This is a genomic window from Nostoc edaphicum CCNP1411 (assembly GCF_014023275.1).
Taxonomy (GTDB): domain Bacteria; phylum Cyanobacteriota; class Cyanobacteriia; order Cyanobacteriales; family Nostocaceae; genus Nostoc; species Nostoc edaphicum_A.
The window spans coordinates 42,227-65,823 of the sequence record NZ_CP054694.1 but is presented as its reverse complement, the minus strand read 5'-3'; the positions used below and the strand labels follow the sequence as shown (position 1 = coordinate 65,823).

Sequence of the window (23,597 nt, the reverse complement as noted above, 5' to 3'; positions counted from 1 at the left end):
AGCATTTAAGTTGCATTAAAGTAGGGCTTTAGCCCTTACTACAAGCGAATCATTCTGAAAAAATGAATGACGATTAGCTTAATACCTGTACTTATTCTGAATCCTGAATCCTGAATCCTGAATCCTGAATCCTGAATCCTGAATTCTGGTTTCTGACTTCTGACTTAATGGCAATTTATAAAAGCTCATGAAACAAGAGATAATCAAAGTCAATCAGAGCTTAGGTGAAAGCCCCAAGTTTGGCCCGTTTACAGGTAGACAGTTCGTAATTTTCGCCGGAGTATTTTGCTTAGTTTTTGGACTGCTCTGCTTAATTCTCGGATTAGATATATTTTGGGGTTTAGGGTTGGCATTTTGGGCTAGTTTATCAGTAGCTTTCCTATCAGGAGATAAGCCTTATCTGTATTGGTCAAAGATTTATCCTATCCTCCCCAGATGGACAAGAGGATATGCTAATTACACCTCACCACAGCAAAAGAAAAAAGTCGGTGCTAGAAAAGTAAAGCTAACTCGTTCATCTAAACCTAAAACCCTCAATCCCTTTGAAGATTGGTTAGATTTGACTACTATAGTCAGACTCAAAAAAGATTCTTATGTCGTTGGAGCTTATCTACTAAGTAAAAAGAATCTGACGGAAAGTAGTAACACCCTGCAATTAATATTTGGTTTTGCTTGTACTGGAATTCATCCTTTATTCCATTCAGAACAAGAAATAGAAGCGGTGGCTCAAGCCTTTGAAAACGGCTGTAAAGAAATTCCCCAAGGCGAAAAAATCACTTGTCGCTGGAGTTCATTCTGCGATGATAGTGATAGTACAGATTATTTAATGCAACGTTTGAATAACCCAACTTCTCTAGAAAGTGAGTTTTTAGACTGGGGGAGGTTAGCAAGAACTCAAAAACTGACAAAGGAGAAAGCCCGTAAAGATATCAAATTAAATATTTATTGGTCATTTACAGTCACCTCAGAATCGCTAGACACTTCAGACCCAGTAGATAAGTTTTTAGCAAAACTGACTAACTTCCTGCAAAGAAGATTCACAGATTCAGGAGTTAGTCAAATTACCAAAAAGCGATTTACACAGATTTTAACAAAAGCCCTAGAAGCCTCATTAAGATACCAGCAGATTCTCTCAGAGATGGGGTTGAATCCTCAGCCCAAAACCGACAAAGACCTATGGAGAGAACTTTGTAAAAACATCGGAGCAAAGGAAGTAATCATCCCGCATACATTGGTATTTGATGAGCAAGGGTTGAAAGAAGAAATTGACGAGAAAGCCGCCTTCGATAAACCACTAGAAATCATCAGTCAACCGCATCTCACCTCAATCATTCTCAATAATGGTGTACCTTTCGCCGATAAACGATGGATTTGCTTACCAAACGGTGATGAGAAGAAGTATGTCGGAGTAATGGTACTAACCCGGAAACCAGAAATCTTTGCTTCCACTAAACATCAAATTCGTTTCCTGTGGGATTTATTCTCACGCAACAACATTTTTGATGTAGAAATCATCACAGAATTCTCCCCGGCTGACCGAGGGATAACCCGTGCAGCCCAGCAGATGATTACCAAACGTTCTAGGGCATTAGATTTGAATGTTCAGCAGAAAAAATCAATAGATGTCTCTGCCCAAATCAATGTGGAACGCTCAGTGGAAGCACAAAGGCAACTATATACAGGAGATGTACCACTAAATTTAAGCTTGGTAGTGCTGGTTTACCGAGATACAGCAGAGCAAGTAGACGATGCCTGTAGGTTGATAGCTGGCTATATTAACCAACCCACAGAACTAACCCGTGAATATGAATATGCTTGGTTAATCTGGCTGCAAACATTGCTCATCAGGCAAGAACCGATTTTGATGCGTCCATATAATCGGCGGCAGACTTTCTTTGCAAGTGAAGTTTTGGGATTAACTAATATAGTGCAGAATAGTCCCGCAGATCATCAAGGGTTTGAGTTAATCGCAGATGAGAGTGATTCACCCGTCAAAATTGACCTATCAAAAACCAAAAATATTTTAGTTCTCGGTACAACCGGCTCAGGTAAATCAGTTTTGGTAGCTTCCATTATCGCCGAGTGTCAAGCTCAGGATATGAGCATTTTAATGATAGACCTGCCCAATGATGACGGCACAGGGACTTTTGGGGACTACACACCCTATCACAACGGTTTTTACTTTGATATTTCCAAAGAGTCTAACAATTTGGTGCAGCCCTTAGACTTATCAAAAATTCCAGAAGAACAACGGGAGGAACGAGCTAAAGCCCACAGAAACGATGTCAACTTGATTGTTCTTCAGTTAGTCTTGGGTTCGCAATCATTTGATGGTTTCTTGTCCCAGACAATCGAATCCCTTATCCCACTAGGGACAAAAGCCTTTTACGATGACCCCGACATTCAACGACGCTTTGCTCTTGCCAAGAAAGGAGGATTAGGTTCTGCGGCTTGGGAGAATACCCCAACCCTTGCAGACATGGAGCATTTTTTCTCAACAGACCACATAAACTTGGGTTATGAAGATGAAAACGTAGATAGGGCGTTGAACTATATCCGCCTACGCTTTCAATATTGGAGAAATAGTACCATTGGTAATGCTATCTGCCGTCCCTCCACCTTTGATACTGATGCCAAGCTAATTACCTTTGCCCTGACCAACCTGCAATCAAGTAAAGACGCTGAAGTTTTCGGGATGTCTGCTTATATTGCCGCTTCCAGGCAATCCCTATCAGCACCCAATAGCGTTTTCTTCATGGATGAATCCAGTGTATTGTTGCGGTTTGCTGCTTTATCGCGGTTAGTGGGTCGTAAATGCGCGACTGCTCGAAAATCCGGCTGTCGGGTCATACTTGCAGGTCAAGATATTTTGTCGATCGCTAACTCAGAAGCTGGTGAACAAATTTTACAGAATATGCCCTGTCGGTTAATAGGGCGGATAGTACCAGGGGCTGCAAAAAGTTTTTCAGAGCATTTAGGCATTCCAAAGCAAATTATTGATAAAAATGAAAGTTTTCGTCCCAATATTAAACAGCTATATACGCTTTGGCTATTGGATTATAACAACAAATATATACGCTGTCGTTACTATCCTTCCTACCCAATGTTGGCATTAGTTGCTAATAGCAGAGAAGAGCAAGCGGCACGCGACAGGTTTAAAGCAATGTACTCAGATAAGTTTCAGTGGGTGTCTGAATTTGCCAAATACTATGTTGGTTGCATTAAGCAGGGTAAGCCTTTATGAAAAAGTTAGAAATTGCTACGGTATTTGCACAATATAAAGTCTTGTTGGCTATTTTAGGAGTTTTATCTTCATGGGCATCATTTGAAGTGTGGAAGTGGCATCAGCAACAGCATGAGAAGTATATTGCCCAGAAGCAGCAAACTTGTCAAGAAATGATTGAAAATGCCAGCAATGATGTACAAAGCAATCGATTCTTAAAAGCTGCTTACTATTCATCTTTAATGCAGCAACCATTTAAAATAAAGCTAAAGCAGCCAGGAATAAATACAGATTTTATATCTGAAAAAGACTATATTTTAATGTACTCACAGCCAGCATCTTTAATACCTGAACATCCACGGTATGAGGGGAGTTTGTTTGAAAGATTATCTAAGAGAACTGATAAACAACCTCCAGCACCACTAATAGTAACTGGCAAGAAAATTTTAGGAAATAAAGCAGAGGTGATATCTGCTTGCGCTCCCAAATCTTTTACAGTCTCCTTGGAGAATTTATATGAAATCACTCAACCAGTTGACATTAGCCCCTATCTACCGCCGTTTAGCAGTTTTTAGTAGTTTAGTAATTGTATTCATTTTTTGTTCAGCTTTACCAGCTACAGCCAAATCTTCATTTCTAGAACAATTTCAGCAAGTCTTGACAAGCTTGCAGTCATACATTAAGCAGTATAGCCAAGAATTTAGCCAGCTATCGAAAGACTCGAACAAAGATAAAGACTTAGATATAGCCATCACTTCTACAAATGGAGTTATGGGTATACCTGACCCATTAAAAGCAGGTAAAAATATCAAGGTGATTGTTCAACAGCAAGATACTGATTTAGTTGAAACTGATTCTCAAACCCAAGGTGAAAATGCTCAGAGACAATGGCATCAAGCTTATACTTATGGGCTATCTGGATCTATTTTAGGTAGAGAAGGACAAAAAACTCAAGCGCAAGAAGCAGAAATCTCTAATTATGCTGTAGAAAATTCATCTAATACTGCTGATGAAGTACAAAATGATGTCATCACTCAAGACATCTTGAAAAAGATGGCAGTGCAGAATCTACAAACAACAGTTATTACTAAATCAATTCACAGTGAAGCACAAAAACAAACTAGAGCTTTATCAGCAGCCAATATCAATTTGAGTGACATTTCCGGTAGGTTAGATGAGCAAGCAAGAAAAGAGCAAGCTAATAATAATTCTAGTGCCAAGCAAATTATAGGTAGTGCCGCTTTCGCTGATGCTTTTTGGGAACAAAGCAATGCTAAATAATTTAACTAACTTTTGGTATTTACTAGAACTAACTGGAGATACAAACGCGGAAGATATAGTAGATGGTGCGATTAACGGCTCTCGCATGGTTGTATCTTCATTTAACCAAGACTGGCAAGATTTAGCTAACGGTAACAGTGAAGTTTTTAAAGCAGTGGTAGCTGTTTCTGCTTTATTGGGAGTGGTTTTTGTTTCCTTCTGGTCTATCAGTTGGTATTCTAGATTAACTCAGGAAGGATTTAGTCATGAAATTTTGAATGAGATGGTCTATCCATTATTAGTCTGTTTAATGTTGACAGTTAATAATGGACAGTTACTTGCTACCACGTCTCTGATGTTTCGTAATGTAGCGGTTAATTTGAATGACAAAGTATTAAGTATTACGCGAAATGGCATTACTTTGAGAGATGCTATTCGTACTGCCAATATGGATCAGGCTTTTGCTCTTTCAGTTCAAGCACAAATGCAAGAGTGTGAAAAAAAGCCTACAAATGGACAAGATAACCAAGGAAACATTATAAACCCAAGAGAAATATGTCAAAAAGAGAAAGCCGATGAAATTCAAAAGCAAGCTCAAGCCTATAAAAATAAATATGGTATATCCTCTTATTCAAATAGCTGGAATCCCTTAGATATAGCTGGGCAAACTATTAATTCAATGGTGCAAGCCATGTCATGGATTATATTCAGTGGCTTACAAGCAGCCTTTCAATATGTTGTGCAAGTAGCATTTTTATTAAATGCCTACATTGCACCTATATTTTTAGTAATTTCACTTTTTCCTTTTGGAGCTAAACCCATCTATGCTTGGGTTGCAGGATGGTTAGCACTGACTTTGGTACTCATGTCATACTCAATTGTTTGTGGAATGGCTGCTAGTGCAATAGTGAATGCTAGTAACAATAATCCCTTGTTCCTACAGCTAGTACAAGCAATTTTGTCTCCAATACTGGCGTTAGCAATGGGATCTGGTGGGGGGATGGCAGCTTTCTCATGTTTCTCTAGCAGTGGGAGGTTAATCTCAGGGAGGGTATTCAGATGAGATTACTGGATAAGAAAGAGATAAACTTTACTCCCTTAGTATCAATAGGGCAAGCTGTTATCTTACTCTTCTTGTTACTGATAAATCTAACTAATTCCAGTAAATTAAGTAAAATATCTAACCAGAAACCTACCTTAGTAGAACTTCAAGACGGTACTTCCATTAGAGCAATTGCTGTAGGAGAAAAAGACCGTACTGACCAAGCGATTATGGACTTTGCAGGGCGGACAATGATGAATTTGATGAGTTGGAATGCCGTTCCCAAGTCGTCTGATAGTAACTTAGATCCAACCAAACTAAAACTTGACCCCGGTGTACAAGTATCTGATAAAAAACTCACTACAAATACTTGGAGTGCAGGATTTGCATTATCAGAAGATTTTCGCGCTAGTTTTCTGCGAGAAATCGCAGCTTTAACACCGCCTGACGTGTTTAATGGTGATACTCAATCAGCTTTACTTGTACGCCATCTTTCGCCTCCTCAGAAAATAGAAGAAGGTAAATGGCGATTAGAAATGGTTGCCAACTTAGTAGTTTTTAAAGGTCAAGACCAATTAGGTAAGGCTATTTCTTTTAATAAAACTGTATTTGTGAGAGCAGTAGATACACCACCTTTACCGAATAATCCTTCTGTACCACAGATAGAGGCTTATAGAGCTAGAAAAGCGGGAATGGAAATTTACCGCATCCAAGATTTAGATTTAGGAAAGTAGCTTTATGTCAAATCAAAGTCAAGTTGTAAATACGAATTCTGAAGCTACTACTGGTGATACTTCCCATAGAAGCCAAGAATTTGCTCGGATGAATGGGGTAGAAATTTCCAATGTTTCAGAAACATCATCACCTGTGGATGAACAAAAAACTGAACCAGAAGAAATTGTCACTACTCGCCCTGTAGCTAATCACCCATTACTAAAAGGGTTAACAGTCTCTGGTGGGGTGCTGTTAATAGTTGTCATGTTTGGGACGATGATTAGCTCAATTACAGGGGCTTTGAATTCTCCCGGTGATAAGCCAGCCCAGCAAAATGCAAAAAGTATTCAGACAGATATTAAATCAGATGATGAAAATGAGGAAGGAGAGCTTAAAACAGCGATCGCTCTCACCTCTCAAAAAGGGGAGTTACAAGCTGTTACTAAAAAAAACGCTGAAACTGCACCACCAACGCCAACAATTACCCCTACAGCTACAGTCACTCCTACACCTACCGTCAAAACTCAGCCTACACCAACGCGACCATTAACTATTCATCAAGCACCACCGCCACCTACTGTTACTAGACCTAGTAGAAGCGATCGCGTGGCTGCTCAACCAGTAGTCAGACAACCTGTGTCTGCTCTTATACCTAAACCCGTAAAATCTCAAGTTGTCTCCAATCCGTTACCCGTTCGTACCACTCCTAAAGACCCGATGCAGGAGTGGTTAGCAGCTGCTAATGTCGGTAATTACTCCTCTACTGACACTGGCAATGCAGATTTAAACCAGGAAGAGGCAGAATTGGGTAATGTTCAAGTGAATGGGGGTATAGGGATAAAACCAGATAGCTTACCTCGGAGTGATCGCAATTCTTCACCACAGCCACCACCGACTAACTACGATGGCAAGCGGGTTTTAGTCGGAACTCGTGCGGCAGGTGTGATAGAGACTCCTGTAGCCTGGGTGGGTAGTGGTGTAAGTAATCAGCAGCAGCAAAATAGCCTGATTCGTTTAACTCAACCCCTGAAAGCATTTGATGGGTCTGAAGTTTTACCCAAAGATGCTTATGTTGTGGCTATGATCAATCCCACTAACTCAGAAATAGTGCAAATGACGGCTGTTTCTGTATTAGTGAACATCAACGGTAAAACCGAGGAAAAGCCACTGCCACAGAATTCGATTTTGGTATTGGGTAAAAACGGCAATTTACTTAAAGCTGAATCTCGTCAAGGTGGCAGTAATTTAGGCAATTCGCTCATGGCATCTATGCTGTCTGGTTTATCTAAGGTGGCTGAGATTCAAAATAGAGCTAATTCAGAGACAACAATTAGCTCTTTAGGTACAACAACCACTACAACAAGTAACAGTGATAAGAATTTACTGGCTGGTTTTACTGAAGGCAGTATTAATCAAATTCTCAGTAGGATGAAAAATTCCAATGAGCAGCAATTACAACAAGTACAACAGCAACAACAAGTTTTTGTAATTGAAACAGGTAAACCAGTGCAAATCTTTGTCAATCAATCAATTTCGATATGAAATTAGGCAATGAATAATGAGTTAAAAGGATAAATTCTAAATTCTGAATTTATAACTATTACACAATTTCTTGCAGATAAATCCGTTGTGATATGAAACGTTTAGGTTTTTTACTGCTAACTACGTTAGTTATCAACGCTAATACAGGCACAGCTTTAGCACTACCAGCCGCGAGAAATGTTTATTCACAAGATGCTCAAGGTAGTAATTCTCATGGAATTGACTTAAAAATTTGGGCTGGTTACGGTTTGACTATCAATTTCATTCCCACAGGTGAAACCATCAAGCAAGTGTGGTTAGGAGACCCTTCCCGCTTTGCTTTAACTTCTAATGGCAACTTATGTCAGCGTGGTGCATCAGATGAAAATTGTGGTAGTGGAGGAGCTACAATTTTATTCCTCAGACAAATTAAACCAATTAGTTTTCCGGTTTTAACTTCCAGTCAAGATGGTAGTACCGTGATTACCGTGATTACTGCTAATGCTGACGGTCAAAAACAATATCAATTTCAGTTGATTCCGGCTAGAGGTAAACCAGAATATACCAGTTTAATTATTAAGCCAGATTCGGATAAACCACAGCCGTTATTAATAGCTGAAAAACCGTTAGTTAATCACAATAGATTAAACAATACCAATAATATTACCAATAACACCGCACCTCAAAAATTTGATAAAAAACCACGTTTAACAGTCAATACTTCTTCGCAAACTAGCACTGTTTCACAGAGAAATGATGCTAATGCCGTAGCTTATGGTTTAGCGGTGGCGGTGGGTAATGGCGCAATCAAACCTAAGTCTATAGTATGGCGACAAACGCAAGATACCATCCGTTTATTGAGGAGAGGTAAAAGTAGGACAGAGGCTATTAGGTTATCAGGTATTCCCCAAGAAATGTTCAATAAACTGATGCAATGGGGGCAAACTCAGTGATTAACAATAGAGCTTTATTATCAATAGTTTCTGCCTCAATAGTTGCGACATCACTTCTAGAATTACCCAGTGTCGCCAATGCAGAAATTCCAACAGTTACTTATAATTCCGGTAAATATCAATTAAAGTCTCCAGACTGGTCAAAAATCAATTGGAGTAGCTTAGATCCATTACAACAGCCCGGATATCTTGATATTTCCCCAGATATAGCCGCCAAAATTGGCTATAATCCCTCCCGTTCTTGGACAGCCGGACAGAGTATTGATTCTGTAATTATGTTGGGGGACGTAGATGATGCTTTTCAAATGTCTGCCTTCAGCCTGAAAACTATCTCTGTTATCGTACCTCTGGGCCCCAAGCTTACACTCAAAGACTTGGGATTAATGCAGTGGCAAACTCCTAACACCCTAGTCAAAGCTATTCCCAGCTTGGGCAACCTTGATATTAATCAAGTTCCACCTATTTATGATTTATTCGCGCAATCTCGTTACAGTAGCATAACTTCTAATTCAATAGCCGCAGCTACTCTAAAGTCAAACAAACCTGACAAAAATTCGCTCAAAATTGGACTGAACGGTAAGATTTCAACTATTTTAAAATCTAATCCACAAGCTGCTAATACCCCTTTGGGTAAAAAACTGGATCTAGGTCGATATCCCATCAACTCAATTCCTAGACTTAATCAGACGCAACTATCAAGATTTCCAGGCTGGCAGCAAAGCTACATTAATCAAGTGCCGGGGCTAAATCAAGTACCTTTTGACAAGATGCCACAGCCGATTAATTCGGGTTTGGATGTGGTGGGTATAGCTTCTGTGGTTTTAGGTAATTCGGAACGTGGTGATTCTAGGGCAAGAGAGAATTACTTTGTTTCTGGTAGGGTAAATCGTTCCAACAAAAATGTTGTTGTCGCCTGTAATGTGGGTAAAGAGTGTCCATTCCTAGAACTAGGTGATGTTGCAGGGCAAGCTGGCAACCTTTACGGTAAGCGATGGGCTTCTGGTTCTGCTCAGAAAGTAGACGGTGGTTTTGGGATCTTACAACGTGTTAACGGTGGTAAAGAACCAACAGGTAGGCTTGTCTACGGTTCTGGTTTCAAAGTTGTGCTAACTGGTGTAAATGAGTCCACTGGTACAGCCAACTTTGGGCTATTTTTTCGTTTTTGCATTAGCTTTCTCTGGGGTGGTAAATCTTGCACTCCCTACTTTATTGGCCCTGTACCTTGGATTCCCACTCAAGAGAATGATTTAGTCATTCTAGGGAGGGGGTGAAAATGGCTGAAATATCCAAAACTACCCAACAAGTAAAGAGAGCAGGGGGAGGTGTGCAGCAGGGGGAGAAAGATTCATTGAAAAATATTTCTCTTTACTCCCCAGCGACCCCTGCCCCCCCAGCTTATAACCTTGTTCCTGAGAATTTTAAGGATGCCTTTTTCTCCCCAATGGGTTTGGGATTACTTGTAAGTGTGGGGGCGTTAATGTTAGCGAAAGCAATGGAGGGGCGAGGGGCAACAAACAAACTAGCACGGGCGCGATGGGCAGGAGGTAGGGAGAAAACAGCAGCTCGTAAGCTGGCCTGCAAACAACTGATTGAACGCAAACATAACAGGGTAGCTTTATACATTGGTACACCTAAAGGTACTACTTTTCAGGTTGTTGACAATAAACGCATTATCAATATTCCAGAAGATAAAAGCAGACTCTATCTGCCAGATGTACAACGTGGAATTTTAGTTTGTGGCGGGGCTGGTTCTGGTAAAACCTTCTCCATGATTAACCCTCTGGTGCGTTCTGCTATCGACCAGGGACTACCAATTATCCTTTACGATTTTAAGTATGCTCACCAAGAATCGGCTACAGCTGACGCTAAAGGGCAAGCACCCAAACTAGCAGGATACGCCGCCATGCGTGGGTATGAGGTTTCTATCCTCTCCCCTGGTTTTCCTGAATCCTGCGTAGCTAATCCCTTAGATTTTCTACGGAGTGAAACTGATGCAGAGATGGCGCGTCAGTTAGCGATCGTCCTCAATCGTAATTTTAAGCTGACAAGTGGTGATGCTTTAGATAGTGGATTTTTTGCTAATGCAGGGGATCAGCTGGCACAAGCAATCTTCATGCTGGCGCGGGGTACTTGTTTTCCTGACATTATGATGTGCCATGCCATTCTCAGTTTGCCTAAATTAATTGACCGCATTCAACAAGCTTCTTTAAATCCTTGGGTAAAAGTTGCCTTTGACCAATTCTTATCTGTAGCGGGTTCTCCAGAAACCGCCGCTAGTATTGTCGGTACAACAAGCGGATTATTTACTCGCTTTATGACCCCATCCACCCTTTCTGGCTTCTGTGGTCAAACAAATATCCCCTTAGATTTGAAGGGGCGGAAAATGGTGGTTTTCGGCATGGACAAGGAGAAACGAGATGTAATTGCTCCTTTGTTAGTTTCTATCTTGCACCTTTTATGTTCTCGTAATTTGGCTGGTAAACGCACAGAACCATTAGTTTTAGCACTGGATGAATTACCAACTTTGTATCTACCAGCCTTAGTTGATTGGCTCAATCAAAATCGTGAAGATGGCTTGATTTGTTTACTGGGATTGCAAAACTTATCACAGCTTGAGAAGGCTTATTCCAAAGAAACCACCAATGCTATATTTGGCGGTTGCGCTACAAAAGCTTTCTTTAATCCCCAAGATGATGTGGCGGCGGAACGTTTTAGTAACTTCTTAGGTGACGAGCAAATCAAGCACAGAGAACGTTCACGCAGTTCCGGTGGTAAAGGTGGTGCAAGTACCTCAATTTCTGAGCAAAACAGTACCCGCAATTTATTTGAGGTTAACCAATTTAATACCTTACCGGAAGGCAGAGCCGTAATTGTTAGTCCTGGGTTTCGCTCTGGTAGAGATGTAAGTATTCCGCTATTAGAGCAAATTCGTATTCCAAAATCTGATATTAACTTGGAGGCGAAAAGTATTGAAAAGTGGTATGGACTCCAGCAACAGTTTATCTCACAATCTACTCTGCGTGAACCATCTGGGGAAGAGTTAGAAATCCGGCATTTAGAGGCAGAGATGTTATTGCCTTTAGTTGATAAAAAGGCAGAGGCGAATAACAGATTGAAAAATCTTTAGGAGGTAATTTATGACCGCAGAAAGGCCGCAGTTCGCGGAGTGTCGGGGATGTGGGGAGAATGAGGAGGAATTGAGAATGGGGGCTTACCCTGAGCGCAAACTGCTTCCCACACTCCCCACCCTATGAGTGAGAAATTCGGGAGCAAGAACTGCCTTCTTCGATAAATTTTTCCCTCAGATGGAAGGGTTACAAATTCCTAAAATTATTTATTTTTGAATTCTTGAATTTGGAGCAAAGCAACGTGACTAATTTATCTGAATACGAATTGCGATTGTTAGGCAAACTGCCGCTTGATATTGCCTCGTTAGTTAACACTTATCGAACTGATATCTTCAATGCAGCAGAGTTTTGGGATGAACCACCGTTCCCTGAAAATCATGTCCCAGAATTCATTGAAATTTACTATGGCGATGCAGAAAGCCCTCATATTTTCATAGTAAATGGAGAGCTAAAAGATTATAAAGTGACCAACTTACCTGATAACACAAAGTCAATTTCAGTTCTAATTGATGACCAATGGGCTTATATCCAAATTGAAGGAGATGTAATTCTCAATCGTTTAAGAGGTGTAGTTTTACCAGATGTCTTAGTCAGTCCATCGACTCTCATTAGTTCCTTAGTAGGAGTTACAAATCATGGATGAAATAAAATCTGAGGCGAAACAAGTGCAACATGATTATTTAGAAATCCTCAATGACATTCTGCATAAGCTGCTAGAAAAAGGAAAATTTCAAGAGTTAGACACTACTAAAGACTTATCAATTTACGTTGGCAACCAACCCAAGTATAAAGGGCATCCTGATGGCGAAGTGTCCGTAAATTTGATGACTCCAGAACTGGTAGATAAAATCAAGACGGCTATCAATGACCCGCAAAACTTGAAAGGTTCTGTCCGCATCATGATTGGTAAGGATAAGGTCTATCATGTTAAGGATGGAGAGGTTTTAAGTGATAAACTGGGTTTAAGTAGCCAGATTAGCCAGAATCAATCCCAGTCTCAACAACCAGCCAAATCAGTACAACAATCTTCGAGCATTGAGGATTTACAAAAGCAGGTAGAGGCTTTACAGCAAAAGGTTCAAAACCAGCAAAGTTTGATTGATAGTTTTGCTACTCAAAAGCAATCAAGCGTTGAAGTTACTCAAAAATTATCGACAGACTTGATTAGTCTTAAACAAGCTTTTGATGCTCAACAAAAAACTATTGAGCAATTGCAGAAGGGACTGGAAGCTATAAATAATCAAAATAACCCTGCGGTCAAGAATGCAACCTTGCATGATTGGATAAACTCGATTGAGACTAAGGCTAAGAACACTGCCAAAAATCTCTATGAACAGGTAAAAACTGCCCTCACTCCCAAAGTTGATAAAGTCAAAACCCAATTAGAGGCTCAAATTGTCACTTTAAAAGAGCAGATGAATCAACAGATGGAGTCTCTTAAAACTGAGATGAGGTCACAAGTTGCAGCTGTTAAAAATGAATTTGAATCACAGTTGGGTGTAGTTAACGATGGTATTGGTGAAGTCAAGCAGTTAGTCACTGATGAGATTCAGCATGGCATGGAGCGTCATCAATCTGCTATGGGTGCTATTCACAATAAGGTTTCAGAGGAAATTAATACAGTCCATAAACAGATAACTCAAGCTGTTGGTGATATCCACTCAGCAGCTAATCATACTGTGAAGCAGAATCTCGAAAAAGTTACTAACAGTGTGATGGATATTAAAGGCAAGGCTCTTGCCAAGGGTGTAGATTCCATGCTGCGTCTTTTTGGTGATCAGCATTCTGATGGTTCACGCAGTTATGAGAGTAAGAATTACAACTTTTACCAAAATGGAGATAGTATTACTGTTACAGCTAAAGATGGTCGGGCTGTGATGGTTGACGGTGATTTGACTGCTAATGCTACAGAGAATGATGTTGAATCGTTAGAGGAAGTAGGAGAGGTAGTTTCTGATTATTTAAAACATACTAATACTCAATCACAGTCAACAAAATTGAGAAGGTAATAGGTTTTATCTGACTTGTGCAGGTATAAAACTCAGATAATGAACTACCTCTGGCTGTGCGAAAGTTTGAGCCAGGGGTAATTCATAGTAAATTTGGGTCAATTCCTTGTTGTATCAGTAAACGGTTAACCATTTTGATGAAAGCAATGCTTTTCGATATAGTTTAACCGCCTGTGTTTGATTAGTTTCACAGATCATTTGTCCCCATTGATTTAAGGGTAACTCAGGTTGCACATAATTCACCTTCTCAAACCTCGACGCGGTTGTGGTGATGGCTGCTGAGAAATAGACAACTTAGCTTGACTTTGCTGTTGTTTAAGTTCTATCTCATCCAAAATACTCGTTAGTCGTGACTGTAATTGAGGAGAGTTTAGTATTTCAGCCATAGTCTTCATTTCAATAGTTTGCTGTTGGTTCTCCCAGGAGTGATGATTTTCTACCTGGGTTTCGTATTCCTGAAGTTTGGACTGAAGCTGCTGCTGATACGTGACTAATTCTTTGATAGTTCCAATAGTTTGTAATTGCTGCTCTAGTCTCAAGTTATACTTATTACTCAACTTATGAAGCGGAAAATGCTCCATTGCTCTGATAGTTTTCTCTTGGATAGCGTGTTCTAACCACAAACTATCAATTTGTGGCCCAAGCTGAGTAATTTCGTTTTCAATAGCCTGTTTATCAACAGGTGCTGGTACTTGAGCAACTGGCTGGGCAAAATATTCCTTGACCGCTTGTTCTAAGTACAATAGTTCTCGGTCAGTCAGTGCATCGATGGCTTTCTTAAATGCCTTGTGAGTAACTTGACCTGAAAAACGTTGTTGAAGCCGTTGTTTGCGCTCTTGGTCACTCAACTTTTTGGGTGGTGCTGGTGCAGTATGTCGTTGTTTATTGTTGTTATCTCGCCATGCCTTGAGAGTTGACGCTTCGTAAAACGCCTTTTCGTATGCTAGTGGCCCCTGAGCCACTATTAAATCGTCAACGCCTTTATCTGGCCCCGGCAACGTCACCACATTAATTTTAGCTCCCCGTTCCTCCAGCAGCCCCCCAGTGCGTGAGATAGCAATCTCTATATTTCGCTGAGTGTCCGGGCGTGTCTCGTAATCAAAGCAGAAAGTTATCTGCCGTTCTGGAGTGGCGAAAACAGCTAATTCATCCATCAGCCGAGCTTTGGTCTGCTCCCCAAACTCATCTTTACTGCGATAACCAGCATAGATTCCCGGTAGCCCGATCGCTGCATGACCCTGGCTCAACAAACTGGCTGCTTTTTTTGCTCCCTCAGTAATAGTGACTGGTAGGTTATGTTTCCAAACACAATACCAAAATCCGCTTTGGCGATCGCAATCGGTTGGTTGTACCCCAGCTTTTTCATAGATACGCCCAGCAATATCATCAGGTACATCGAGCAAGAAAATACTGAGTTCAGTTTGTGGTGGATGTTCATATTTAATGAATTTGCCGGGTTTATCAGCTTTTTCTCTGGGGTTAGTGGGTTTGTAGCATCCCCATATCTTTCTATCAGGTTTATCCCCTGATTGGAGATTGGCGAAGGAGTTGGGATTAACGCCAGCATCACACCACCAGCCGCCTGATTCAATATGAGCATATTTACTTATGATCCCTGAAGACAGCCTACCAGTGTTAGTGCGTGGCAGTTTATCACTGTACATGAGGTATTCCCAAGCTTCATGCTCCCAATCAAGAGTTTGATGCAAGCTAGTGAAATTAAGGCTGGCAATTTCGGGGTGGATGGCGCTACCTTGTATTAATTCTTGCCAGTGTTTAGAATCAAGTTTTTCTGGGGCTTCACCAATATTATTAGGAGTCCAAAATGCTACTGTTGGCTGTGCTGTTTTTGGAACTGGTTTTCTAATAAATGGTTTGGGAGTAGGAACAACAGTTTTTGGTGCTTCCGGCGGTAGAGTTTTAAAAACAAGAGGCAGAGGGGAAGAACTTGGCAGAGGTCTAGGGCAGGGGGGCAGAGGGGAGGACTCAGTATAAGATTGCTCCTTTGCTCCCCCGCTCCTCCGCTCCCTTGCCTCCACCTCTTTGCTCCTCTGCCCCTCCGCTTCTTTACTTTCCTGCTCTGTAGTGGATGTTTTAGCTACAATCGGAGCAGTTACAACCATTTCTTTCTCTAATTTTGATTGGTGCTGCTTCTCTAACTCTTTCTGTCGCAGTAGCACCAGTGCATTTTCTTTAGCCCTACTCGACTGCGCCAAGGCTAGTAAATTGTCTTTATCTTCCGTGTAGAGTTTCAATTCATACCTAGCACGGCTGACCGCAACGTAAAAGCTTTCTTGTCCAATGGTGTTGTCAGCAGCAATCAATACTTGGTCAGCCGTCTTTCCCTGACTACTATATGTAGTGCTGACGATCGCATAATCTAGGTGTTGTGCTTGTTGCAGGTTAATAAATTCAGTTTGACCACTTTCTAAATACTGGATTTGCGCGTTGTAACCTGCAATGGCTTTAACTACAAACTCTTGACCGTTGCGCCGTCCTAATTGTCGGTCGTTTTTCGTCCAGCGTAGGCGATCGCCCTCGGCAAGTTCAATCTGTTGACGTTGGTAAACCGCCTTTTTAAATCCCGTGTCTACTTGAAAATGCTTACCATCACTAGCTTTGAGTGTTAGTTGGTCACTGTCCTTATCCACCACTTCATAAAGCTTGCCCTTGGACAGCCCCCGGCGCTTGTAATTGCGGGTGGGCATGACCATATCACCCAGTTCAAAGTTGTGGGTGTAGCGCATTTGTACTGAAGTTAAGTCTTTGGCTTGCAGTTGGGTGATGCCGATCGCAGTTCCTAAACTACCCTCAGCCTTTAAATGCCCCCGAATGGCTTGAGTGATTGCCAAACGCTCAAAATTTGTTCCAGCCAGTACCAGGGTTCGCGCTCGTTGTTCTGGGGTGGCTGTTACATAGTCGCAGGCGATCGCCTCAATTTTGGATTCTGCTTTTACACTCTGGATGCAACCGTTTTCATCGAGGCGTGAAAACCCCTCCTCAATACGGCCAGAAGCAATCAGGTCTACTGCCAGCTTCAGTTTTGGCGCACGTTGCCTCAAAGATTCGTTTAAGTGGCTAGTTTTGATTCCCGCCTGTTGTAGGGATTTGAAGGGGTTGCCTGCTTCTACAGCTGATAACTGTTTTGTGTCTCCCACTAACACTACCCTAGCTTGTTCTTGGGTTGCGCGTTCTAAAAGAGCAAGGGCATCTTTAGCACTGAGTAACCCTGCTTCGTCCACAATCCAAATTTGATTAGGTTCAATCTCTTGGGGTGGTTCAGAGACCAATAATCTAGCAACAGTCTCAGCTTGAATATCCAACTCTTGGCCCAGGACTTTAGCAGCCATCGAACTAGGAGCAAAGCTTTTGATGGTATAGCCAGAGGCGACAGCGATCGCTTTTAATTCCTTGAGTGCAAAAGTCTTACCAGCACCAGCTACCCCCTGCCATGCCATAAATTGGTCTGTTGTGGTTGCTGCTGTCAGTACCGCTCGACGTTGATCTGGGTTTAAAGCTGTTTTCTCCAGGTGGCTTTCAACTACTTCTGGGTGAGCAAGTGGGCTAACTTTACCCATCCCAGACTGCATTAATTTAATGGTTGCCAGTTCTCGGTTAACTGCTGCCAGGGTGGTAAAGTCGCGGTTTTCTTGAGATAGGCTGAGTAATTCCGGGTTAGCTTTAACTAGCGGTTCAATCTGACTAACTTCCGTGGCAAGCCCTTGGTTTAGGATGAATTTTTCTAAATCTTCCTGGGTGAAAGCGACATTTCTTTCTGAGCAGTGAGCGATCGCATCTTCTAAATTTTCATAGCTCACTAACCGGGGTTGTAGTTCTGGTTGCGCTTCTCCTGGCTGTACAAACTTGATCCCCAGTGCTGCTGCTTCCTCTCTCCACTTGGCTTTTAACTCCACAGGGTTAATTTTCTGCTTCAAGTTACGGGTGGCAGTCCAAGCTGCTTCGCGTTCTGCCCAAGTCGCATTTTTACCTGCTGCACTTAATATTTGCTGTCGTCGTTTAGAAAACTCCTTTAAGTCCTCTTCCAGAAAACCTTTAATCTCAAACTGCCCATGATTCCTAGCTTCCACCTCATACCCTAATTTTTGTACCTCCACTGCTAGGTAGTTCTGGTACACCATGCCCAGAAATTTCTTATTTTTGAAAATCTCATCGTTCAGGAGACTGTACCATTCCTCATTGTCTAGCTGCGTCATGTTCATAACCAGGGCATGAGTATGCAGATGCGGGTCTAGTTCCCTGGTTTCAATGTGGTCAAACTCCGCGACTACTAAATTTCCTGTTCTGGTAGTTTCTCTTAGAGTGTCTGTTGTTACCCTAGTGTAGCTATAGCGTTCTTCTATCAGTTCTAAGGTTTTTTGCACCGCTAACTGATGGGCAGTCATCAGCCTTTGATCCCCGCCCACTAACGCTTGCAAACTGACACTTTTCGGTGCAGAGAAAGTAAAGTCGGTAGCCGCCCGTCGTTGTGATGAGTCTAACTTTCTAGCACAGAGGTTTTGGCTGCCGTCAGGCGATCGCCCATTGACGATGTTAGAAAAAGTTTCTTGGTGATCAACTGCTCCAGATAGTCCTAATTTTTTCGCACCTTTCCCAGACCAGCGTGAAGTACCCTCCTGGTAATACCCTTCCATGAAGTAATGTACTGCTTGCTGTGGTTCTGAGTTCTTGCCTGTTAACACTGAACACTCCTTTCATAGAATGTCAGGTTTAGTGCTTGAAACAGTTCGGGTACTTGATCGGGACTGCTAATTATAAATTCAAGTCCTATATCCACATAATTGTTGAGTCCGCTTATTACCTTCTCAAAGTGCTTACCATCAACGCACCACACTTTGAAAGAGATATAACAATTAGGTTTTAGCTCATAAAAGAATTTTTCACTCTTTGGCAGTTCTTGAAATATTCCCACTGCCTCTGCATGGTATTTACAAAAATTAAAACCTACCCAATTGACTTTTTTGAAATAAGCTACCCGAATCACTACACCAGAAGAATATTGTCTTCTGGGTGATGGTTGACTACTCCAGTAATGGCTATTCTCCCAAAAACACATCGACATCATTTGATGCGCTTCGGTCTTTAAAAGCGTTGAACTTACTTTCTGTAGTATTGGGTAATTCAAAACTTAATATTTTTTAATACAGTTTTTCTACACAATCAAATTTTAAATCCAACTCGATTTTTCTGCACAAACTTTTTGGCGTACTGTGCGAGAATTTTTCGGAGGGAGTCCAGAGGGAGAAATCCCTCTGGTAAACTGGGTTTTCAAACCCAAAATCCTTATATTTACCTTATCTCTACCTTGTAAATACCTTGGTAATGCCATTGATTTACCTTATTTTTTCCTGAATAGCGGAAAATTTCAAATTTTCCTGTTTTTCACGGAAATCGGATGGAATAATTCCTTGTATTTGCCATTGAAATGCCATTGATTTACCATTGAAATTCCTTATATTTACCTTTTTGTAAAATTCCTTAATTTTGCCTTTTTTTTGGCAGTTTGTTGTTTAATAATTAAAGGGTTTCAGCCAAGCAAATAGCGATGGCAGATTTAACAATTGCATTTGATCCAGGTTCATCCCTGAGCAAGATTTTCTATACTCTCAAATCCTTCCACCCGGAACTACTACTGATGGAACCGGAAGTTGCCCAAGTTCCTAAAGCCAGTCTTGTAGCTTACGAGTCAAGCTGTGTTGGTAGTCCGGCTGCTGAAAATTCTGCTTGGGTTGAGTACAAAGGACAATATCGGGCTGTTGGTTTCCTCGCCCAAGACCGATTCTATGCAGATTTAAAACTTTCTGAACCAAAGTTTGAACTCGCCCTTTATAAGACTTTGGCTCTTGTAGGCGCTCTTGCACAAAAAAACTCTCTCTCTAATGGCGCAAGTATCCGTTTAGGGGTGCTGTTGCCTTACGGTGAGTACGAAGACCGCAAATTATTTGAACAATTAGTAACTGAAGCTCTGGCTGGTTTTCGGTTTCGCGGTGTGGAACGCTCGTTTGAGTTGGAAAGTTTCCTCTGTCGTCCAGAAGGTTTTGGTTTGATTTCACGGGGACGCGCTCCCGGTTCCAGTCTCAAAGAACGCAAAATCGCCGTGGTGATGATTGGTTATCGCAATATCTCTTTGCTGATTATGGACAGAGGTATGATTTCTCAAGGCATTACTGAAGATTTAGGATTCAACAAGTTAGTTGGCTGTGTGCAACGTTTGGTATCTGGACAGAAGCCTCTGAAGTTGGCTCAGGCTATTTCTAAGGCTGGTTCTAAAATCAGCACTAAGGCTTTAGCTCACTTAGTCCGGGTTCAAGACCCTGGTTTACGAGATACAGAACTTTCTCAAATTAGGTCAGCAGTAGCAACTGCACGAGAGGAATACTGGATTAGTCTTTTTAGTTGGTTGCGTAGTCGCATCCCCTCTGATGTGGACGAGATGATATTTGCTGGTGGTACAGCCCACTATTTATCTCGTGAGTTAAATAGTCTGTTGCCGCACACTGAGAAAATCTGGTGTAACGAACTGGAAGCACAAATTAACCGTAACTTTTTAGCTGATGTGTCCCGTAATGGATTGGAATTTCGGCTGACAGATAATTACGGACTCTTCTATTACCTGTGTGGAACTTCTGAAAGGATGACGACTCATGCCTGAACAAGTCGATTTTCGCTTTCAAATTAGTGTCAATTCTCCTTATATCACGCTGATTAAATATCTCAGTCCCAAGAATAAGTTTCTTGAGTTCCCGCGCCAAAATATGATTACCTGGGCGCTCGTGGCTTTTTGGTATCCTTTAGCCTGTAAGTGGTCTGGGGGATTCAGTGATGCTGACTTGAAGCTGAAAGCCAGAACTGCAATCTATCAATTGCAACAACAAATTATTTATTTAGCCCAAGCTTTTGGTTTGGAAAATGAGTTAGGGAATCAAGGGATGCTGGGCAATTCTTCTCATTCTGATACTGAACTTGATCCCAATGTCGATGTTTATACATCCAAATCTGTGCCCACTCACGTAAAAAGTGATGGTGAGCAAAATTTGACATCAGTAATGAGCCTTGAAAATGACGAGCTACTAGAAGAAGCATTCAAGTAGGAGTTAACAATCATGCCATACACTAAAGAAGCTCTGCAAAATCTTTATTCGCTCTCTGTGGAAGATGTGAATGCGACTCTCAGCGTCTGTGGGTTGTCTACCGATTGTAATGAGTATGCAGATGAAGAGATCCAATCTGGTTTTGATACTGTCCGTCAATACTTTACTTCGGAGCGTGTCTCTGACTACCAACAAGCCACTGATTTATTTCGACAAGAATTAGAAGTCAAGGAGCAACCAGAAACTAGCCCAAAACCTAAAGGAAAAAAATCCAAAAATGAGAAGAATGAAGCTGCTGCTGAACCTCTAGATATTTCTGCATTGTTGTCTAGGGCTAAGGAGCGAGTAGGCGCTAAAATTTCGCTGGGTGAATCTCTCTCAATTTTGCAGGCTTGTGGACTCCAAGACCAGGATGAATATAACCAAGCTGAGTGCGATCGCTTTCTTGAGGCTTGCGATTTAATCAAAAATCAACACAAATCCTTTGAGGAGGTTGCACAATATTTCGGGCTGAATAACTCGACACCAGATGTAGATACAGATCAACTTCTGCAACAGCTTGGAGATACTACGGCTTTATTGGGTGAGGAGGAGCGAGAGTTAATTAGAGAAATGGTACGGCAGAAGGCTAAGAGTGATATGGCTGGGTTGCCCAAGTTGTATTTGCAGTCTTTATTAGAGGAGATGAAATCACCTGCTTTTCAACAGGAATGGCAGCAACTACGAGAGGCGTTTAGAGCTAAGGTCATGGGAAAAAAGCCGATTTCCCCAGTATTCCAGCCGCAGCCGCCTTTAATGAGCTTGCCGCCGACATTGGAGAATGGGTCAAGATCAGAATAGATGAGGAAAAGCATACTATTGAGGTCAAAGCGCACAAAATTATTGAGGAAAAAGCCAAGCTTCGGGCAACCCAAATAGCTTTGAACAAACTCAATGAATCTCAGCAATGGATTGAGGCCCAACAGAAGCAAGCGAAACTACGTAGTCAGCGATCGCAGCAATTCCGAGTAAATTTAATTCATTTTGCTCGTTGGATTGGGTCTGGTTGGTCGGGCTGGTTATTTTATCTGGGGTCGTCTGGAATTTACATATCTTTGGGTTTCGCTTTGGGTGTTAACTTTCCTTCTGTGATTGCCTGCCCCAATACCAAAAGTTACTGCTACCTTTTGCGGTTGGATAAAACAACAGTGGTTATTCCTAGCGATTACATCAAACAAACATCTCAAAAAAAATCCAATCGTCAACGTTAATTAATGAGGCTGTTTTAAGACTGACAAATAATTTTTCTCAAAATTGATTGGTCAACTGGTCAGTTTTTAAATATAAAGGGGTAGTTGTTAACTACCCCATTAATTTTATTAGTGGCGACTAAAAACGTAGACTTTGTTGTAACTTTCCTCTACTGAATAGTAGGAATCAATAAACCAATCACGGGCTATTGCTTCAAAATTAAGGTAGAAGCTAGGAATACCCATGTCTTCTAAGTTTTTAATCAATCCCTGTTGTTCGAGTTGGTCATAAACAAAATCCTCTTCACTTTCGTACTCACCCCAGTAATGTTCTTGAAAACCTTCTACACTAGCCTCACTACTGTCATATTCATAATAAGCGGCGTAAGCTGCACCATGCTCTGATAATATTTGAGCAAGTTCGGCTAATTCTTCTATGCTTTCGTATTCATCAATGTGAATACCATACCAGTTTTGAAAATCATGTATTGCCCACTCTTCACAGGCTTCATAATTATGACAGGGCGACCATGATAACATCCATTCAATATCGTCTTGAATTTCATCTGCATCTTGTGTACAGTCAATCCACATTCCGTGTAATTTGCCATTGTTGTATGCAGATAAACAAGCTACATAAACCTGTGGTGCATCATCATCTTGACATTCGCGCTCATGTTTAGGGAAGGGGAGCAAACAGCTTGCACCTTCAACTATTGGTAAGGCAACATCTGATAGACTAATTGCTAAATCTACTGCCCGTTGTTCCTTAATAGGACAGCTTAAAATATTACCTTCAAGGCGGCAGTTGTAAACTTGTTCAGCAACTAATTGCGCTTCTACTTCTGAGTGAAATATTAGAGTGTTAGAAAACAAATTCATGTGTTAGAATCCTTCTAGTATTAGAACTCAGAAAAAGCACCTTTAGATTGGTCGTCGGGGGTGCTTTTTCTGTTTTTGATGTAAGAGTTTTGGACTTGGCGCTACATCTTAAATTTCACGCTTCGGTTCGGTTCCGTTACCGGGAGTCTTTTTGGCGCTCCGTTCCTATTTCTTACTCTTTTATTATCCCACATATATGTGGGATAATAAAGGTTTTTAGCCGTTTTTACTTATAAAAATATCTAATATACTGCCACATATATGTGGGATTTGGTATTATAGTTGTAGAGAGAAAGGATAATCACTATGGCAAGAAACGATATTGCTACTCGCTTTAAATCAAAAGGAGTAGGTGTTAAATGTGATACGAAACCTATATCTGTGATGCTTCCAGAAGATTTAGATACCTACGTGCGAAACAAGCCCAATCGTTCCGAGTGGTTGCGGCAGGTTATTGCTGAGGCTGTGGCTAAAGAACAAGCTGAAGCTTCCCAGGAAGATTGATTGGGAATTTTGCTCAAGCGATC

Annotated in this window: 18 protein-coding genes; 16 read left to right on the top strand and 2 right to left on the bottom strand. The window is 41.3% G+C overall.

Annotated features, from left to right (window positions below; all coding sequences use genetic code 11):
* Nucleotides 1–187: 187 nt before the first annotated feature.
* From HUN01_RS00490 to HUN01_RS00440, 11 genes are all read left to right on the top strand, one after another.
* Complete coding sequence (locus tag HUN01_RS00490) at nt 188–3,244, top strand: helicase HerA domain-containing protein (protein WP_181927073.1); 3,057 nt, start codon at nt 188–190, stop codon at nt 3,242–3,244.
* Nucleotides 3,241–3,798 carry a hypothetical protein gene (locus HUN01_RS00485; protein WP_181927072.1) on the top strand — a complete coding sequence of 186 codons (558 nt, stop codon included), beginning with the start codon at nt 3,241–3,243 and terminating at the stop codon, nt 3,796–3,798. Before HUN01_RS00490 ends, HUN01_RS00485 begins: the two co-directional genes overlap by 4 nt.
* Nucleotides 3,740–4,504: a hypothetical protein gene (locus tag HUN01_RS00480; RefSeq protein WP_181927071.1), complete on the top strand. Its 765-nt coding sequence runs from the start codon at nt 3,740–3,742 to the stop codon at nt 4,502–4,504. The genes HUN01_RS00485 and HUN01_RS00480 overlap by 59 nt, the downstream gene beginning before the upstream one ends.
* Nucleotides 4,494–5,546, top strand: coding sequence for a hypothetical protein (locus HUN01_RS00475; RefSeq protein ID WP_181927070.1), 1,053 nt, complete (start codon nt 4,494–4,496; stop codon nt 5,544–5,546). Before HUN01_RS00480 ends, HUN01_RS00475 begins: the two co-directional genes overlap by 11 nt.
* Nucleotides 5,543–6,259, top strand: coding sequence for a hypothetical protein (locus HUN01_RS00470; protein WP_012412862.1), 717 nt, complete (start codon nt 5,543–5,545; stop codon nt 6,257–6,259). The genes HUN01_RS00475 and HUN01_RS00470 overlap by 4 nt, the downstream gene beginning before the upstream one ends.
* A gap of 4 nt (nt 6,260–6,263) precedes the next feature.
* Nucleotides 6,264–7,781, top strand: coding sequence for a TrbI/VirB10 family protein (locus HUN01_RS00465; protein ID WP_181927069.1), 1,518 nt, complete (start codon nt 6,264–6,266; stop codon nt 7,779–7,781).
* 92 nt (nt 7,782–7,873) lie between these two features.
* Nucleotides 7,874–8,713 carry a hypothetical protein gene (locus HUN01_RS00460; RefSeq protein WP_181927068.1) on the top strand — a complete coding sequence of 280 codons (840 nt, stop codon included), beginning with the start codon at nt 7,874–7,876 and terminating at the stop codon, nt 8,711–8,713.
* Nucleotides 8,710–9,984 (top strand): hypothetical protein, encoded by a 1,275-nt coding sequence (locus HUN01_RS00455; RefSeq protein WP_238845306.1) that lies wholly within the window; start codon nt 8,710–8,712, stop codon nt 9,982–9,984. The genes HUN01_RS00460 and HUN01_RS00455 overlap by 4 nt, the downstream gene beginning before the upstream one ends.
* 2 nt (nt 9,985–9,986) lie before the next feature.
* Entirely contained in the window at nt 9,987–11,840 is a 1,854-nt protein-coding gene (locus HUN01_RS00450; protein WP_181927066.1) for a type IV secretory system conjugative DNA transfer family protein, read from the top strand.
* A 242-nt stretch (nt 11,841–12,082) separates the two neighbouring features.
* Complete coding sequence (locus HUN01_RS00445) at nt 12,083–12,484, top strand: hypothetical protein (protein WP_181927065.1); 402 nt, start codon at nt 12,083–12,085, stop codon at nt 12,482–12,484.
* Nucleotides 12,477–13,850, top strand: coding sequence for a GumC domain-containing protein (locus HUN01_RS00440; protein ID WP_181927064.1), 1,374 nt, complete (start codon nt 12,477–12,479; stop codon nt 13,848–13,850). Before HUN01_RS00445 ends, HUN01_RS00440 begins: the two co-directional genes overlap by 8 nt.
* A gap of 239 nt (nt 13,851–14,089) precedes the next feature.
* Here the strand turns inward: HUN01_RS00440 and mobF are convergent, their stop codons facing one another.
* Nucleotides 14,090–18,550, bottom strand: coding sequence for a MobF family relaxase (gene mobF / locus HUN01_RS00435; protein WP_181927128.1), 4,461 nt, complete (start codon nt 18,548–18,550; stop codon nt 14,090–14,092).
* Between the two features lie 863 nt (nt 18,551–19,413).
* Here mobF and HUN01_RS00430 point away from each other — a divergent pair.
* From HUN01_RS00430 to HUN01_RS00415, 4 genes are all read left to right on the top strand, one after another.
* Entirely contained in the window at nt 19,414–20,520 is a 1,107-nt protein-coding gene (locus HUN01_RS00430) for a ParM/StbA family protein (protein ID WP_181927127.1), read from the top strand.
* On the top strand, nt 20,513–20,959 hold the full coding sequence (locus HUN01_RS00425; protein ID WP_181927126.1) for a hypothetical protein: 447 nt from the start codon (nt 20,513–20,515) through the stop codon (nt 20,957–20,959). Before HUN01_RS00430 ends, HUN01_RS00425 begins: the two co-directional genes overlap by 8 nt.
* A 12-nt stretch (nt 20,960–20,971) precedes the next feature.
* Nucleotides 20,972–21,799: a hypothetical protein gene (locus tag HUN01_RS00420; RefSeq protein WP_181927125.1), complete on the top strand. Its 828-nt coding sequence runs from the start codon at nt 20,972–20,974 to the stop codon at nt 21,797–21,799.
* Nucleotides 21,800–21,879: 80 nt separating this feature from the next.
* Nucleotides 21,880–22,209, top strand: coding sequence for a hypothetical protein (locus HUN01_RS00415; RefSeq protein WP_181927124.1), 330 nt, complete (start codon nt 21,880–21,882; stop codon nt 22,207–22,209).
* Between the two features lie 108 nt (nt 22,210–22,317).
* Here the strand turns inward: HUN01_RS00415 and HUN01_RS00410 are convergent, their stop codons facing one another.
* Nucleotides 22,318–23,070: an antirestriction protein ArdA gene (locus tag HUN01_RS00410; protein ID WP_181927123.1), complete on the bottom strand. Its 753-nt coding sequence runs from the start codon at nt 23,068–23,070 to the stop codon at nt 22,318–22,320.
* A gap of 306 nt (nt 23,071–23,376) precedes the next feature.
* On the opposite strand from HUN01_RS00410, the gene HUN01_RS00405 reads away from it, so the two are divergent.
* Nucleotides 23,377–23,574: a hypothetical protein gene (locus HUN01_RS00405; RefSeq protein WP_181927122.1), complete on the top strand. Its 198-nt coding sequence runs from the start codon at nt 23,377–23,379 to the stop codon at nt 23,572–23,574.
* The last annotated feature ends 23 nt before the right edge of the window (nt 23,575–23,597 follow it).